The following is a 14,338-nucleotide window of genomic DNA, read 5'->3' as shown; positions in this document are numbered from 1 at the left end:
CTATGTCACTAAATTTCCCGCTGTTGCTAGTCATCGCCGTTGCCGTGTGTGGACTGCTGGCCCTGATCGATCTGCTGTTCCTGGCCCCGCGCCGGCGCACGGCGATCAACACCTATCAGGGCAGCGTCAGCCAGCCCGAGATGGCGGTGGTCGAGCAGTTGAACAAGGAGCCGTTGCTGGTCGAGTACGGCAAATCGTTCTTCCCGGTGCTGTTCATCGTGCTGGTGCTGCGCTCGTTCCTGGTCGAGCCGTTCCAGATCCCTTCGGGGTCGATGAAGCCGACCCTGGAAGTGGGCGACTTCATCCTGGTGAACAAGTTCTCCTACGGCATCCGCCTGCCGGTGATCGACAAGAAGGTCATCGAGGTCGGTGACCCGCAGCGCGGCGATGTGATGGTGTTCCGCTACCCGAGCGACCCGAACGTCAACTACATCAAGCGTGTGGTCGGCCTGCCGGGCGACCAGGTGCGCTACACCAGCGACAAGCGTCTGTTCGTCAACGGCCAGCCGATTGCCGAGCAACTGGTCGGCAGCGAGCCGGGCACCCTGGGCAGCGCCGAGCTGTACAAGGAGAAGCTGGGCGAGGCCGAGCACCTGATCCGCAAGGAGATGAGCCGCTATCGCATGCCGCCGGACCAGCAGTGGGTGGTGCCTGCCGGGCACTACTTCATGATGGGCGACAACCGCGACAACTCCAACGACAGTCGCTACTGGGATGACCCCAACATTCCCAAGGAGCTGCTGGGCATGGTTCCCGACAAGAACATCGTCGGCAAGGCCTTCGCCATCTGGATGAGCTGGCCAGAGCCCAAGCTCAGCCACTTCCCGAGCCTTTCGCGGGTTGGCCTGATCAAGTAACACCCTAACGGCGCTGTCCTTCGACAGCGCCGAATGCTTTTCTGGCATAGGCTGTACAAGGGCGTCCACAAGACGCGCCCCGGCCGGACGTCAGGCATGAACAAAACCGTCTTTCAGGATTTGCATTTGAACAACGCGTTAACCCCGTCGGCTTCGAGCCGGACAGAACTGTGTGAGCCCGGCGCCCTGGCGCCGCTGCTGAAAATCGACCACGAACAGCGCGTGGGTACACTGTGAGCGTTTCCTTGAGCCGCCTCGAGCGCCAGCTCGGCTACACCTTCAAGAACCAGGAGCTGATGCTGCTGGCCCTCACGCATCGCAGCTTTGCCGGCCGCAACAACGAACGGCTGGAGTTCCTCGGTGATGCGATCCTCAATTTCGTCGCCGGCGAGGCCCTGTTCGAGCGCTTCCCCCAGGCCCGCGAAGGCCAGCTGTCGCGCCTGCGCGCCCGCCTGGTCAAGGGTGAAACCCTGGCCGTGCTGGCCCGCGGTTTCGACCTGGGCGAGTACCTGCGTCTGGGCTCGGGCGAGCTGAAAAGCGGCGGGTTCCGGCGCGAGTCGATCCTTGCCGATGCCCTCGAGGCGCTGATCGGTGCGATCTACCTGGACTCGGACATGCACACCGCTCGCGATCGCGTGCTGGCATGGCTGGCCGGTGAGTTCGAGAGCCTGACCCTGGTCGACACCAACAAGGACCCGAAAACCCGCCTGCAGGAGTTTCTGCAGTCGCGGGCCTGCGAACTGCCCCGCTACGAAGTGGTGGATATCCAGGGTGAACCCCATTGCCGGACGTTTTTCGTCGAATGCGAAGTGACCCTGTTGACTGAAAAAAGCCGAGGGCAGGGCGTGAGCCGGCGTATCGCCGAGCAGGTCGCGGCCGCCGCAGCACTGATCGCCCTGGGCGTGGAGAATGGCAATGACTGAACAGAACACTACCCGTTGCGGCTACGTCGCCATCGTCGGCCGCCCCAACGTGGGCAAGTCGACGCTGCTCAACCACATCCTCGGGCAGAAGCTCGCGATCACCTCGCGCAAGCCGCAGACCACCCGCCACAACATGCTCGGGATCAAGACCGAAGGTGATGTGCAGGCGGTGTACGTCGATACCCCCGGCATGCACAAGGGCAACGAGAAGGCGCTCAACCGCTACATGAACCGTACCGCCTCGGCGGCGTTGAAAGACGTCGACGTGGTGATCTTCGTGGTCGATCGCACCAAGTGGACCGACGAGGACCAACTGGTGCTCGAGCGCGTGCAGTACGTGCAGGGCCCGGTGATCCTGGCCATCAACAAGACCGACCGCATCGAGGACAAGGCCGAGCTGATGCCGCACCTGCAATGGCTGCAGGAGCAACTGCCCAACGCCGAGATCGTGCCGGTCTCGGCGCAGCACGGGCACAACCTCGATGCCCTCGAAGCGCTGATTGCCAAGCACCTGCCGGAAAACGAGCACTTCTTCCCCGAAGACCAGATCACCGACCGCAGCAGCCGCTTCCTGGCTGCCGAACTGGTACGCGAGAAGATCATGCGCCAGCTCGGCGCCGAGCTGCCGTACCAGATCACCGTCGAGATCGAGGAATTCAAGCAGCAGGGCAACGTGCTGCATATCCATGCACTGATCCTGGTCGAGCGTGACGGCCAGAAGAAGATCATCATTGGCGACAAGGGCGAGCGCATCAAGCGCATCGGCACCGAGGCGCGCAAGGACATGGAGCTGCTGTTCGACGCCAAGGTCATGCTGAACCTGTGGGTCAAGGTCAAGGGTGGCTGGTCCGACGACGAGCGCGCCCTGCGTTCGCTGGGCTACGGCGACCTTTGATTGCCCTGGCCCGACACCGGCCGGTGTCGGGCCCACCTCTTCGTGAAGCGCTGAATCATGGACATGCCAGACGGCCAACCGGCCTTCGTGCTGCACAGCCGGGCGTACCGTGAAACCAGTGCGCTGGTCGACTTCCTTACCCCCCAGGGGCGCCTGCGCGCCGTGCTGCGTCGTGCGCGCGGCAAGGCCGGCAGCCTGGCGCGTCCGTTCGTGCCGCTGGAGGTGCAGTTCCATGGGCGCGGCGAGCTCAAGAATGTCGGTCGCATGGACAGCGCAGGCGTGGCGGTCTGGCTCAACGGCGACGCGCTGTTCAGCGGGCTGTACCTCAATGAGCTGCTGATTCGCCTGCTTCAGGCCGAAGACCCGCACCCGGTGATGTTCGAGCAGTACGCTGCCACCTTGCAGGCACTGGGCGCGGGGCGCCCGCTGGAGCCGTTGCTGCGTGCCTTCGAATGGCGCCTGCTGGACGAGCTGGGCTATGGCTTTGCGCTTGAGCACGACATCAATGGCGATCCGCTGGTGGCCGATGGCCTGTACCGCCTGCAGGTGGACGCGGGCCTGGAGCGGGTGTACCTGGTGCAGCCAGGCTTGTTCAGTGGCGCGCACCTGCTGGCCATGGCCGAGGCCGAGTGGTCGATGCCGGGCGCGCTGGGCGCGGCCAAGCGCCTGATGCGCCAGGCGCTGGCGGTGCACCTGGGCGGGCGCCCGCTGGTCAGCCGGGAACTGTTTCGCAAGCCTTGATCACGACGTATGCTGTGAGGCTCAATTTTCAGGAGAGTCTCTTCGTGACCACCAGCAACCGCATCCTCCTTGGCGTGAACATCGACCACGTGGCGACCCTGCGCCAGGCCCGTGGCACGCGATATCCGGACCCGGTCAAGGCCGCGCTGGACGCCGAAGAGGCGGGTGCCGACGGCATCACCGTGCACTTGCGCGAAGACCGCCGGCATATCCAGGACCGTGACGTGCTGGTACTGAGCGAGGTGCTGCAGACGCGCATGAACTTCGAGATGGGCGTCACCGAAGAGATGATGCAGTTTGCCGAGCGCATTCGCCCGGCGCACATCTGCCTGGTGCCCGAGACACGCCAGGAACTGACCACCGAAGGTGGCCTGGACGTGGCGGGGCAGGAGGCGCGGATCAAGGCGGCGGTGGAGCGCCTGTCGCGCCTGGGGTCGGAGGTGTCGTTGTTCATCGATGCCGACGAGCGCCAGATCGAGGCCTCGCGCCGCGTCGGCGCGCCGGCGATCGAACTGCACACCGGGCGTTACGCCGATGCGCAGACCCCGGCCGAGGTGGCCGAAGAGCTCCAGCGCGTGGCCGATGGCGTGGCCTTCGGCCTGGCCCAGGGGCTGATCGTGAATGCCGGGCATGGCCTGCACTACCACAACGTCGAGCCGGTGGCGGCGATCAAGGGCATCAACGAACTGAACATCGGCCATGCGCTGGTGGCCCATGCGTTGTTCGTGGGCTTCAAGGGTGCGGTCAGCGAGATGAAACAGCTGATTCTGGCAGCCAGCAACCGCTGAATGCGTCGTGACCTTCGCCGGCAAGGCCGGCTCCTACAGGCGCTGCGATTCCTGTAGGAGCCGGCCTTGCCGGCGAAGCCGCCTAGCCAAATATCAGACTGAACCGCGTAGGCCCCTGCGCCGCGCTGGTCACCTCCACCTGCCCACCATGTACCTGCATGATCGACTGCACGATGGCCAGCCCCAGCCCCGTGCCGCCCTCCACCCGCGAGCGCCCGCAGCCCACCCGGTAGAACCGCTCGAACAGGTGCGGCCAGTGCACCGCCTCGATCCCCGGCCCCTCGTTGCGCACCCAGCATTGCACGCCCCGTGCGCTCTGCTCGATGCCGATTTCCACCAGGCGGCCCTCGGGGCTGTGGCGAATTGCATTGCTCAACAGGTTCGACAGCGCCCGCTGCAGCATCAGCCGGTCGCCCTGCACCGTGCCCCAGCCGCTGACCTTCAGGGTGATCGCCTTGCATTCGGCGCTCAGCGCGAACAGCTCCACCACCCGTTGCGCCTCGTCGGCCAGCGCCACTGGCTTCAACGCCAGTTGCTGACGCGGCGCGTCCACCTGGGCCAGGAACAGCATGTCGGTGATGATCCGGTTCAGGCGCGTCAGCTCCTCGATGCTGTCCTCCAGCGCCACCCGGTAATCCTGCGCCGAGCGCACCCGTGACAAGGTCACCTGGGCCCTGCCCATCAGGTTGCTGATCGGCGTGCGCAGTTCGTGCGCCAGGTCATCGGAAAACTGCGACAGACGCTGCACGCCGCCATCCAGCCGGTCGAGCATCACGTTGATGCCGCGCGCCAGGGCACTCAGTTCCTGGGGCAGCTTGTCCTCGGGCAGGCGGTGGCTCAGCTCCTGCGCCGACACCTGGGCGGCAATCCGCCGGAACCTGCGCAGCGGCAGCAGACCACGCTGCACCAGCTTCCAGGCGGCAATGCCGATCCGCAGCAACAGCAGTGGCAACGCCAGCAACGTCGAACGCAGGTAGGCCTGCAGCAGGCCGAGGTCGTCGGCCCGGTTCAGCGTCAGCAGTACCCGCACCGGGGTGCCGTCACGCAGGGTCATCAGGCGCGCGGCGGTCATCAGGCGGGCCTCGGCGCTGTCCTGCCATTCGCTGTAGCCCAGCGCCGTCCCGGCCGCGATACGCCGCAGCGGTTCGGCCTCCACTGCAGGCCCCAGGCTCAACAGGGCCGGGTGGCGTCCGGTCTGGGCGATGATGTTCAGGCTCAGGTCGTCGTGGCCCATCACCAGGTCGAGCAGGGGGTGGGCGCGCGAGCCCAGGTCGCTGGCCTTCAGGTCCACCCCCAGGCTGTGCTCGATCTGCTCCATCTTGCGTGCCAGCACCTTGCGGGCGCGGTTGTCCAGTTCGTGGTCCAGCGCCAGTACCGCCAGGCTCGCCAGCAGCAGCACCAGCGCCGCGCCCATCAGGCTGACGCTCAGGCCCAGGCGCAACGACAGTCGTGCCGGTTTCATTCGCGCGCTTCCAGCACATAGCCCACGCCGCGCAGGGTGTGGATCAGCTTGTCCTCGAAGGGGTCGTCGATCTTGGCCCGCAGGCGCCGGATCGACACCTCCACCACGTTGGTGTCGCAATCGAAGTTCATGTCCCACACCAGCGAGATGATCTGCGTGCGCGACAGCACCTCGCCGCTCTGGCGCATCAGCAGGTGCAGCAGGGCGAACTCCTTGGCCGTCAGGTCGATACGCTGGTTGCGCCGGTAGGCGCGGTGGCGGCTGGGGTCCAGCTCAAGGTCGGCGACCCTGAGCGTGGCCGGCGCCAGGTTCTGCTCGCTGCGCCGCAACAGGCTGCGAATGCGTGCCAGCAGTTCGGGAAACTCGAACGGCTTGAGCAGGTAATCGTCGGCGCCCAGGTCCAGGCCCTTGACCCGATCCGAGAGCCGGCCGTGGGCGGTCAGCATCATGATACGGGTCGAGGACTCCGCCCGCAGGCGTTGCAGCACGCTCCAGCCGTCGAGCTGCGGCAGGTTGACGTCGAGGATGACCAGGTCGTAGGCGTGCTGGCGGGCCAGGTGCAGGCCGTCAATGCCGGTGGCGGCGCAGTCGACGATGTAGCCGTTCTCGCTCAGGCCCTGCTGCAGGTACTCGGCGGTACGGACTTCGTCTTCGATGATCAATAGGCGCATGGGGTGCTCGCGGCGTGTAAAACGGCAATTCTCAACCCTTGAGTCACTTCAGGGTCAAGGCGTGTCGCGCATGGTAAGCCAAGCCGGTCCTGAGCGGCGCTGGATAACAGATTTGTAATCCTGGGGTCATGTTGACGATAAAGCCCGCTCCCTAAAGTGCCCGCTTCGAAATGGGCGCGGGGGATTCACGCATGACGTGCAGGCACAGGCTTCATCCACAGCGCGTGGCGCGGCTGGCGGCGCTGGCCGGGGTGCTGCTGGGGCTTTCGACAGCGCTGCAGGCGAGCGTGCTGACGCTTGATGCCGCCTTGCGCACCGCGCAGGACAACAACCCCGAGCTTGCCGCGGCGCGCTGGGGCACCGAGATCGCCCTGGGCGAACGCAACCAGGCCGGCCTGCTGCCCCACCCGGAGTTGAGCTGGGAGCAGGAAGATACCCGCCGCGGCCCGCAGACCACCACCGTCAGCCTCAGCCAGCGCCTGGAACTGGGCGGCAAGCGCGGTGCGCGGGTGGAGGTGGCCCAGCGGGAGCAGGCCCTGGCGGCGCTGGAACTGGAACGCCAGGGCAATGCCTTGCGCGCCGAGGTGCTGGCTGCGTTTCATGCCGCCGTGCAGGCCCAGGAACGGCTGCAACTGGCCGAGCAGTCGCTGCGCCTGACCGAGCGTGGCCTGCAGGTGGTGCAGGGGCGGGTGCGGGCCGGCAGCGCTTCCCCCATCGAAACCACCCGCGCGCAGGTGCAGGTGTCCGAGATGCGCCTGGAACGAGGCCGTGCGCAGCAGGCCGTGGCCGTGGCCTATCAGCAACTGGCCAGCGTGACGGGGGCGCCGCAGGCGGGGTTCGAGCGGGTGGCAGGCATGCCGTCCGACGCCCTGACCCCAGCCGAGGGCGACACGCTGCTTGCCCGCCTCGAGCGCACGGTCGAGCTGCGCCTGGCCCGCCTGCAGATCGAGCAGCGCGAGGCTGACCTGGGGCTGGCTCGCAGCCAGCGCATCCCCGACCTCACCGTCAGCCTGGGCAGCCAGTACAGCGAGGCCGACCGCGAGCGCATCAATGTGGTCGGGGTGTCGATGCCGCTGCCCTTGTTCGATCGCAACCAGGGCAATGTGCTGGCGGCGGCGCGGCGTGCCGATCAGGCCCGCGACCTGCGCAACGGCGCCGAATTGCGGGTGCGCAGCGAAGTGGTGCAGGCGCTGGCGCAGTGGCAGGTGGCTGCGGGCGAGGTACAGGCCTTCGACCGCTCGATACTGCCGGCGGCGCAGCAGGCGGTGGACGCCGCCACGCGGGGTTTCGAGCGCGGCAAGTTCAGCTTTCTCGAGGTGCTCGACGCCCAGCGCACGCTGGTGGCGGCGCGCACCCAATACCTGGCGGCGCAGGCCCAGGGCAGCGATGCGCGAGTCCGCCTGGAACGACTTTTCGGCGACCTGGCCACCGCCAGCCGCTGACCCCCGACGATTTGCCGAGGAATGTGCATGAACAGCAAAACCATCACGCTGGTGGCCGTCACCCTGACCCTGGGCGTTGGCCTGGGGGTTGTGCTGGGTCACCAGATGAATGCGCCGCAGGCCTCCCACGCGGCGCATGCCGAGGCTGGCCATGGCGATGAGGAAAAGGGCCATGGCGACGACGCCCATGGCGAGGAAGGCCATGGCGAAGAACAGCAGGAGGGCCACCTGACCCTGAGCGACGAGCAGATCCAGGTGGCCGGTATCGAGCTGGCCACCGTGGCCCCGCGCACCTTGAGCCGCAGCCTCGGCCTGCCGGGCGAGATCCGCTTCGACGAGGACCGTACCGCGCACCTGGTGCCGCGTGCGGCCGGGGTGGTGGAATCGGTGGCCGTGGTGCTCGGCCAGCAGGTCAAGGCCGGGCAACTGCTGGCGGTGATCGCCAGCCCGCAGATTTCCGAGCAGCGCAGCGAGCTGGCGGCCAGCCAGCGGCGACTGGAACTGGCGCGCGGCACCTTCGCCCGCGAGAAAGACCTGTGGCAGGAGGGCATCTCTGCCGAACAGGACTACCTGCAGGCGCGCCAGGCCCTGGAGGAAGCCGAGATCGCCGCCACCAATGCCCGGCAGAAGATCAGCGCGCTGAGTGGCAGCGTGGTGCTGGCCGGCGGCAACCGCTATGAGCTGCGTGCACCGTTTGACGGGCAGGTGGTGGAAAAGCACCTGGTGCCGGGCGAAGTGGTCAGCGAGAGCAGTGCGGCCTTCACCTTGTCCGACCTGTCGCGGGTGTGGGCAACCTTTGGCGTGGCCCCGCGTGACCCGGCCAGGCTGCGCGTCGGCATGCCGGTGACGGTGCTGGCCAGTGAACTGGGCGAGCAGGCCAGCGGCACGGTCAGCCATGTGGGCAGCCTGCTCGGCGAGCAGACCCGCACCGCCACCGTGCGGGTCACCCTGGACAACCCTCGCGGCGCCTGGCGCCCCGGCCTGTTCGTGGCGGTGCGGGTGCCTACCGAACGCCTGGACGAGGCGCTGGCGGTACCGGAGGCCGCGCTGCAGACCCTCGAAGAGCAGCCCACCGTGTTCGTGCGCAGTGCAGAGGGCTTCACCGCCCAGGTGGTGACCCCGGGTGTGGTGGCCGACGGCTTCGTGCAGATCAAGGCGGGCCTGCAGGCCGGCCAGCAGGTGGCGGCACAGGGCAGCTTCATCCTCAAGTCGGAGCTGGGCAAAGCCAGCGCCGAGCATTCCCACTGAGCCCCCACGAGTACTCCTCATGTTCGAACGGATCATTCAATTTGCCATCGAGCAGCGCCTGATCGTGATGCTCGCGGTGCTGCTGATGGCCGGGCTGGGGCTGGCCAGCTACCAGAAGCTGCCGATCGATGCGGTGCCCGACATCACCAACGTGCAGGTGCAGATCAACACCTCGGCGGCGGGCTTTTCACCGCTGGAAACCGAGCAGCGGATCACTTTCGCCATCGAGACCGCCATGGCCGGCCTGCCGGGCCTGGAGCAGACCCGTTCGCTGTCGCGCTCGGGGCTGTCGCAGGTGACGGTGATCTTCGACGAGGGCACCGACCTGTTCTTCGCCCGGCAACTGGTCAACGAGCGCCTGCAACAGGCGCGCGGGCAGTTGCCCGACGGCGTCGAGGCGGCCATGGGGCCGATCTCCACCGGCCTGGGCGAGATCTTCCTGTGGACCGTGGAAGCCGCGCCGGATGCGCGCAAGGCCGACGGCAGCGAGTACACGCCCACCGACCTGCGCGAAATCCAGGACTGGATCATCAAGCCGCAGTTGCGCAACGTGCGCGGTGTGGCCGAGATCAACAGCATCGGCGGCTACGCCAAGGAGTACCAGATTGCCCCCGACCTCAGGCGCCTGGCCGCCTACAAGCTGACCCTGGGCGACCTGCTGACGGCCCTGGAGCGCAACAACGCCAACGTCGGTGCCGGCTACATCGAGCGCCGTGGCGAGCAACTGCTGATTCGCGCGCCGGGGCAACTGGCAGGTATCGACGACATTGCCAACATCGTGCTGGCCACTGTCGACGGCACCTCGATTCGCGTGCGCGATGTCGCCCAGGTGGGCATCGGCCGCGAACTGCGCAGCGGCGCGGCTACCGAAAATGGCCGTGAGGTGGTGCTGGGCACCGTGTTCATGCTGGTCGGCGAGAACAGCCGCACCGTGTCGCGGGCAGTGGCCGACAAGCTGGCGCAGATCAACCGCACGCTGCCGGCAGGTGTCAGCGCGGTCACGGTGTACGACCGCACCGACCTGGTCGACAAGGCCATCGCCACGGTGAAGAAGAACCTGGTGGAAGGTGCGATCCTGGTGATCGCGGTGCTGTTCCTGTTTCTGGGCAACATCCGCGCCGCGCTGATCACCGCCATGGTGATTCCGCTGTCGATGCTGTTCACCTTCACCGGCATGTTCGGCAACAAGGTCAGTGCCAACCTGATGAGCCTGGGTGCGCTGGACTTCGGCATCATCGTCGATGGCGCGGTGGTGATCGTGGAGAACGCGATCCGCCGCCTGGCCCACGCCCAGCAGCACCATGGCCGCCTGCTGACCCGCTCCGAGCGCCTGCACGAAGTGTTCAATGCCGCCCGCGAGGCGCGCCGCCCGCTGATCTTCGGCCAGTTGATCATCATGGTGGTGTACCTGCCGATCTTTGCCCTGAGCGGGGTGGAGGGCAAGATGTTCCACCCCATGGCCTTCACCGTGGTGATCGCCCTGCTGGGAGCGATGCTGCTCTCGGTGACCTTCGTGCCGGCGGCCATCGCGCTGTTCGTCACCGGCAAGGTCAAGGAAGAGGAAAACCTGCTGATGCGCAGCGCCAAGGCCGGCTATGCGCCGCTATTGCGCTGGGTGATGGGGCACCGTGGGCTGGCGTTTACCCTGGCCGGGGCGTCGGTGCTGCTGTGCGCGGTGCTGGCCGGGCGCATGGGCAGCGAGTTCGTGCCCAGCCTCAGCGAAGGCGATTTCGCCCTGCAGGCGCTGCGGGTGCCGGGCACCAGCCTGAGCCAGTCGGTGCAATTGCAGCAGCGCCTGGAGGAGAGTGTGGTCAGCCAGGTGCCGGAGGTGCAGCGCGTATTTGCGCGCACCGGCACCGCCGAGATCGCCGCCGACCCGATGCCGCCGAACATCTCCGACAGTTACGTGATGCTCAAGCCGCAGGCGCAGTGGCCCGACCCCGGCAAGTCGCGCGAGCAACTGATCGCCGATATCCAGCGCGCGGCGGCGCGGGTGCCGGGTAGCAACTACGAGCTGTCGCAGCCGATTCAACTGCGCTTCAACGAACTGATTTCCGGGGTGCGCAGCGATGTGGCGGTCAAGGTCTTCGGCGACGACATGACGGTGCTCAACCGCACGGCAGCACAGATTGCCGCAACCTTGCAGGCGGTGCCGGGGGCATCGGAGGTCAAGGTCGAGCAGACCTCGGGCCTGCCGGTGCTGACCATCGAGGTCGACCGCGACAAGGCTGCACGCTACGGGCTCAACGTCGGCGATGTGCAGGACACCATCGCCGTGGCCGTGGGCGGCCGCCAGGCCGGCACGCTGTACGAGGGCGACCGGCGTTTCGACATGGTGGTGCGCCTCTCGGACGACGTGCGTACCGACATCGAAGGCTTGTCGCAGCTGCTGATTCCGGTACCGGCCAGTGCGGGCAGCGACGGCGGTATCGGCTTCATCAGCCTGGCCGAGGTGGCCAGCCTGGCGCTGGTGCAGGGGCCCAACCAGGTGAGCCGCGAAGACGGCAAGCGCCTGGTGGTGGTCAGCGCCAACGTGCGTGGCCGCGACATCGGTTCGTTCGTGGCCGAGGCCGGCGAGCGCATCGATACGCAGGTGGAGGTGCCGCCTGGCTACTGGACGCGTTGGGGCGGTCAGTTCGAGCAGCTGCAATCGGCGGCCAAGCGCCTGCAGGTGGTGGTGCCGGTGGCATTGCTGCTGGTGTTCGGGTTGCTGTTCATGATGTTCAACAGCGTCAGGGACGGCCTGCTGGTGTTCACCGGCATCCCGTTCGCGCTGACCGGCGGGGTGGTGGCGCTGTGGCTGCGCGACATTCCATTGTCGATTTCGGCGGGGGTGGGCTTCATCGCCCTGTCGGGGGTGGCGGTGCTCAACGGGCTGGTGATGATCGCCTTCATCCGCAGCCTGCGCGAGCAGGGCCGGCCGCTGCGCGTGGCCATCGACGAAGGTGCGCTGACGCGTCTGCGGCCGGTGCTGATGACCGCGTTGGTGGCGTCGCTGGGGTTCATTCCGATGGCCCTGGCCACTGGCACCGGTGCCGAGGTGCAGCGCCCGCTGGCCACCGTGGTGATCGGCGGCATCCTCTCGTCCACCGCGTTGACCCTGCTGGTGCTGCCGGCCCTGTACCACTGGGCGCACCGCAAGGAGGAGGAGCACAATCTTGCAGCACTGTAATGTGCGGCTCACCTTGGCGTTAGCTTGGGCTGCTTATGATCGGTTCGAATCCAATCATGAGGGAAGGTCGATGAACCTGAGCAAGTACGCACTGATCGCCGCGTTGCTGCTGGGCAGCAGCGCGGCAATGGCCGAAGGCGGCGCCGAGCGCACCAAGGCGTTCTGGGCCGAGTTTCGCAAGAGCCAGGAGCGGGTGCATGGGGAGGGCAGGAAGGAGGTAGCGCAGAAGAAGGAGCAGGTGCAGCAGCAGGTGCAGCAGCAGGTGGTGAAGGACTGACGCACGCCGTGTTCGCAAGGGCCTCTGCGCCGGCAAGGCCGGCTCCTGCAGGCGAAGAGGCCCCCTTCTGATTACTTGCGCGCCACCAGCACCGCCCGCCTGGGTGCCGGCAGGCCTTCGACGGTTCGGGTCGGGTCGGTAGGGTCGAGGAAGTCGCTCAGCGACTGGTAGCGCATCCAGTCGGTGCTGCGTTGTTCCTCGACGCTGGTCACGCTCACATCCACGCAGCGCACATCGCTGAAGCCGGCGCGACGCAACCAGCGCTCCAGTGCCGGCACCGAGGGCAGGAACCATACATTGCGCATCTGCGCATAGCGGTCTTCAGGCACCAGCACCTGATGCTCGTCACCCTCGACCACCAGGGTTTCCAACACCAGTTCGCCCCCCTTGACCAGGCAGTCCTTGAGCGCCAGCAAATGCTCGATCGGCGAGCGGCGGTGGTAGAACACCCCCATCGAGAACACCGTGTCGAAACCTTCCAGGTTGGCCGGCAGGTCTTCCAGGGCGAACGGCAAGTGCCAGGCGGGAAGGTCCGGCAGGTAACGCTGCACGGCCTGGAACTGGCAGAAGAACAACCAGTTGGGGTCCACGCCGATCACGCTGTCGGCGCCGGCGCCGAGCATGCGCCATTGGTAGTAGCCGTTGCCACAGCCCACATCCAGCACGCGTTTGCCGCGCAGGTCCAGGTGCGGCGCGACCCGTGACCACTTCCAGTCCGAACGCCATTCGGTGTCCACGTGCACGCCGAACAGGTCGAACGGGCCCTTGCGCCAGGGCGACAGGCCCATCAGCGCGGTGCGCACCTGTGCGCGGGTGGCGTCGTCGCAGTCGCTGTCCAGGCGCAGGCCGTGCAGCAGGTCGACCTGGCTGGGCTCCAGGGCCGGCAGCGCATCCAGTGCGCTTTGCCAGCGCTCCAGGTCGCCATGGCCCTTTTCCAGCTTGGCATCGAGTTGCGCTTGCAGGCCTTGGGCCCAGTGCGCCAATGGGGTGCCCGCCATGCGGCGGACCAGGGGAGTCAGATCGATCATGGCAGGGCAATCAGCGAGGCGAAGTTCAGGCACTGGAACCACGGCACCACCTGCGAGAAACCGGCTGCCAGCAGGCGCTGACGGTGTTCCTCGAGGCTGTCGGGTTTCATCACGTTTTCGATGGCACTGCGCTTCTGGGCAATTTCCAGTTCGCTGTAGCCGTTGGCGCGTTTGAAGGCCACGTGCAGATCGGTGAGCAGGGCCTGTTGCTGCGGGTCGGCAAAGCGCAGCTTCTCCGACAGGATCAGTGCGCCGCCAGGCACCAGGCACTGGCGAATGCGGCCAAGCAGGGCCAGGCGTGCCTGCGGCTCGATGAACTGCAGGGTGAAGTTCAGCGCCACCACCGACGCCGGCTGCAGGTCCAGCGCGGTGATGTCGGCCTCGATCACCTGCACCGGCAGCAACTCCTGGTGCATCGCGTCCTGGTGGCTGAGGTATTCGCGGCAGCGCTCGACCATGGCCGGGGAGTTGTCTACCGCCAGCACCTTGCAGCCCTCGCTGCGTACATGTCGGCGCATCGCCTGGGTCACCGCACCGAGCGAGCTGCCCAGGTCGTACAGCAGGGTATCGGGCTGGGCGAACTGGGCAGCCAGCACGCCGATGTTCTCGACGATCGTCGGGTAGCCGGGCACCGAGCGCTTGATCATGTCGGGGAAAACCCGCACGACATCTTCGTTGAAGGTGAAATCGGGGACCTGCGCCAGCGGGGTGGCGAACAGGCGATCGGGCTCTTTGCTCACGGGCAATCCAGGCGTTCGGCGGTAAAGGGCCGGCATTTTAGCCAATGTTGCAACAGGATGCATGGCCGACTGACCGGCGCGGCTGGCCGCTGCA

14 protein-coding genes are annotated in these 14,338 nt (G+C 66.8%); 10 read left to right on the top strand and 4 right to left on the bottom strand.

Going from position 1 to position 14,338, the window contains the following annotated elements:
- Positions 1–2 precede the first annotated feature (2 nt).
- The 6 genes from lepB (at position 3) to pdxJ (ending at position 4,204) form a co-directional block, all read left to right on the top strand.
- Positions 3–857 (top strand): signal peptidase I, encoded by an 855-nt coding sequence (gene lepB / locus MF6396_RS13670; RefSeq protein ID WP_043862027.1) that lies wholly within the window; start codon positions 3–5, stop codon positions 855–857.
- Between the two features lie 96 nt (positions 858–953).
- Positions 954–1,094: a hypothetical protein gene (locus MF6396_RS28675; protein WP_156326207.1), complete on the top strand. Its 141-nt coding sequence runs from the start codon at positions 954–956 to the stop codon at positions 1,092–1,094.
- A complete protein-coding gene (gene rnc, locus MF6396_RS13660; RefSeq protein WP_043862025.1) occupies positions 1,091–1,780 on the top strand; it encodes a ribonuclease III in 690 nt (229 codons plus the stop codon). Before MF6396_RS28675 ends, rnc begins: the two co-directional genes overlap by 4 nt.
- Positions 1,773–2,675, top strand: a complete 903-nt coding sequence (era, locus tag MF6396_RS13655; RefSeq protein ID WP_043862024.1) for a GTPase Era — start codon at positions 1,773–1,775, stop codon at positions 2,673–2,675. The genes rnc and era overlap by 8 nt, the downstream gene beginning before the upstream one ends.
- 57 nt (positions 2,676–2,732) lie before the next feature.
- Positions 2,733–3,416 carry a DNA repair protein RecO gene (gene recO, locus MF6396_RS13650; RefSeq protein ID WP_043862023.1) on the top strand — a complete coding sequence of 228 codons (684 nt, stop codon included), beginning with the start codon at positions 2,733–2,735 and terminating at the stop codon, positions 3,414–3,416.
- A gap of 44 nt (positions 3,417–3,460) precedes the next feature.
- A complete protein-coding gene (gene pdxJ, locus MF6396_RS13645; RefSeq protein ID WP_054914771.1) occupies positions 3,461–4,204 on the top strand; it encodes a pyridoxine 5'-phosphate synthase in 744 nt (247 codons plus the stop codon).
- A gap of 82 nt (positions 4,205–4,286) precedes the next feature.
- Here the strand turns inward: pdxJ and MF6396_RS13640 are convergent, their stop codons facing one another.
- Positions 4,287–5,666, bottom strand: coding sequence for a heavy metal sensor histidine kinase (locus MF6396_RS13640; protein ID WP_078480600.1), 1,380 nt, complete (start codon positions 5,664–5,666; stop codon positions 4,287–4,289).
- Positions 5,663–6,337: a heavy metal response regulator transcription factor gene (locus MF6396_RS13635; RefSeq protein WP_043862020.1), complete on the bottom strand. Its 675-nt coding sequence runs from the start codon at positions 6,335–6,337 to the stop codon at positions 5,663–5,665. The genes MF6396_RS13640 and MF6396_RS13635 overlap by 4 nt, the downstream gene beginning before the upstream one ends.
- Positions 6,338–6,528: 191 nt before the next feature.
- Here MF6396_RS13635 and MF6396_RS13630 point away from each other — a divergent pair, with 191 nt between their 5' ends.
- The 4 genes from MF6396_RS13630 (at position 6,529) to MF6396_RS13615 (ending at position 12,476) form a co-directional block, all read left to right on the top strand.
- Positions 6,529–7,779 carry a TolC family protein gene (locus MF6396_RS13630; protein WP_078480599.1) on the top strand — a complete coding sequence of 417 codons (1,251 nt, stop codon included), beginning with the start codon at positions 6,529–6,531 and terminating at the stop codon, positions 7,777–7,779.
- A 27-nt stretch (positions 7,780–7,806) separates the two neighbouring features.
- Entirely contained in the window at positions 7,807–9,027 is a 1,221-nt protein-coding gene (locus MF6396_RS13625; RefSeq protein ID WP_078480597.1) for an efflux RND transporter periplasmic adaptor subunit, read from the top strand.
- A 19-nt stretch (positions 9,028–9,046) separates the two neighbouring features.
- Positions 9,047–12,199, top strand: coding sequence for a CusA/CzcA family heavy metal efflux RND transporter (locus MF6396_RS13620; RefSeq protein WP_058540950.1), 3,153 nt, complete (start codon positions 9,047–9,049; stop codon positions 12,197–12,199).
- A 70-nt stretch (positions 12,200–12,269) separates the two neighbouring features.
- Entirely contained in the window at positions 12,270–12,476 is a 207-nt protein-coding gene (locus tag MF6396_RS13615) for a co-regulatory protein PtrA N-terminal domain-containing protein (protein WP_043862016.1), read from the top strand.
- A 71-nt stretch (positions 12,477–12,547) separates the two neighbouring features.
- Here the strand turns inward: MF6396_RS13615 and cmoB are convergent, their stop codons facing one another.
- Positions 12,548–13,504: a tRNA 5-methoxyuridine(34)/uridine 5-oxyacetic acid(34) synthase CmoB gene (cmoB, locus tag MF6396_RS13610; protein WP_043862015.1), complete on the bottom strand. Its 957-nt coding sequence runs from the start codon at positions 13,502–13,504 to the stop codon at positions 12,548–12,550.
- Positions 13,501–14,280, bottom strand: coding sequence for a carboxy-S-adenosyl-L-methionine synthase CmoA (gene cmoA, locus MF6396_RS13605; RefSeq protein ID WP_173925038.1), 780 nt, complete (start codon positions 14,278–14,280; stop codon positions 13,501–13,503). Before cmoA ends, cmoB begins: the two co-directional genes overlap by 4 nt.
- Positions 14,281–14,338 lie beyond the last annotated feature (58 nt).

Source organism: Pseudomonas sp. MF6396 (assembly GCF_002018915.1).
Taxonomy (GTDB): Bacteria; Pseudomonadota; Gammaproteobacteria; order Pseudomonadales; family Pseudomonadaceae; genus Aquipseudomonas; species Aquipseudomonas palmensis.
Note: the sequence above shows the minus strand (reverse complement) of the source record. Positions and strands in the feature narration are given on the sequence as shown.

What these genes read in the sequence shown, in the direction of transcription:
- MF6396_RS13625 (WP_078480597.1), top strand. Translation starts at nt 7,807, where the DNA reads ATGAACAGCAAAACCATCACGCTGGTGGCCGTCACCCTGACCCTGGGC.
- MF6396_RS13620 (WP_058540950.1), top strand. Translation starts at nt 9,047, where the DNA reads ATGTTCGAACGGATCATTCAATTTGCCATCGAGCAGCGCCTGATCGTG.
- MF6396_RS28675 (WP_156326207.1), top strand. Translation starts at nt 954, where the DNA reads ATGAACAAAACCGTCTTTCAGGATTTGCATTTGAACAACGCGTTAACC.
- lepB (WP_043862027.1), top strand. Translation starts at nt 3, where the DNA reads ATGTCACTAAATTTCCCGCTGTTGCTAGTCATCGCCGTTGCCGTGTGT.
- cmoA (WP_173925038.1), bottom strand. Translation starts at nt 14,280, where the DNA reads ATGCCGGCCCTTTACCGCCGAACGCCTGGATTGCCCGTGAGCAAAGAG.
- recO (WP_043862023.1), top strand. Translation starts at nt 2,733, where the DNA reads ATGGACATGCCAGACGGCCAACCGGCCTTCGTGCTGCACAGCCGGGCG.
- MF6396_RS13630 (WP_078480599.1), top strand. Translation starts at nt 6,529, where the DNA reads ATGACGTGCAGGCACAGGCTTCATCCACAGCGCGTGGCGCGGCTGGCG.
- cmoB (WP_043862015.1), bottom strand. Translation starts at nt 13,504, where the DNA reads ATGATCGATCTGACTCCCCTGGTCCGCCGCATGGCGGGCACCCCATTG.
- era (WP_043862024.1), top strand. Translation starts at nt 1,773, where the DNA reads ATGACTGAACAGAACACTACCCGTTGCGGCTACGTCGCCATCGTCGGC.
- MF6396_RS13635 (WP_043862020.1), bottom strand. Translation starts at nt 6,337, where the DNA reads ATGCGCCTATTGATCATCGAAGACGAAGTCCGTACCGCCGAGTACCTG.
- MF6396_RS13640 (WP_078480600.1), bottom strand. Translation starts at nt 5,666, where the DNA reads ATGAAACCGGCACGACTGTCGTTGCGCCTGGGCCTGAGCGTCAGCCTG.
- MF6396_RS13615 (WP_043862016.1), top strand. Translation starts at nt 12,270, where the DNA reads ATGAACCTGAGCAAGTACGCACTGATCGCCGCGTTGCTGCTGGGCAGC.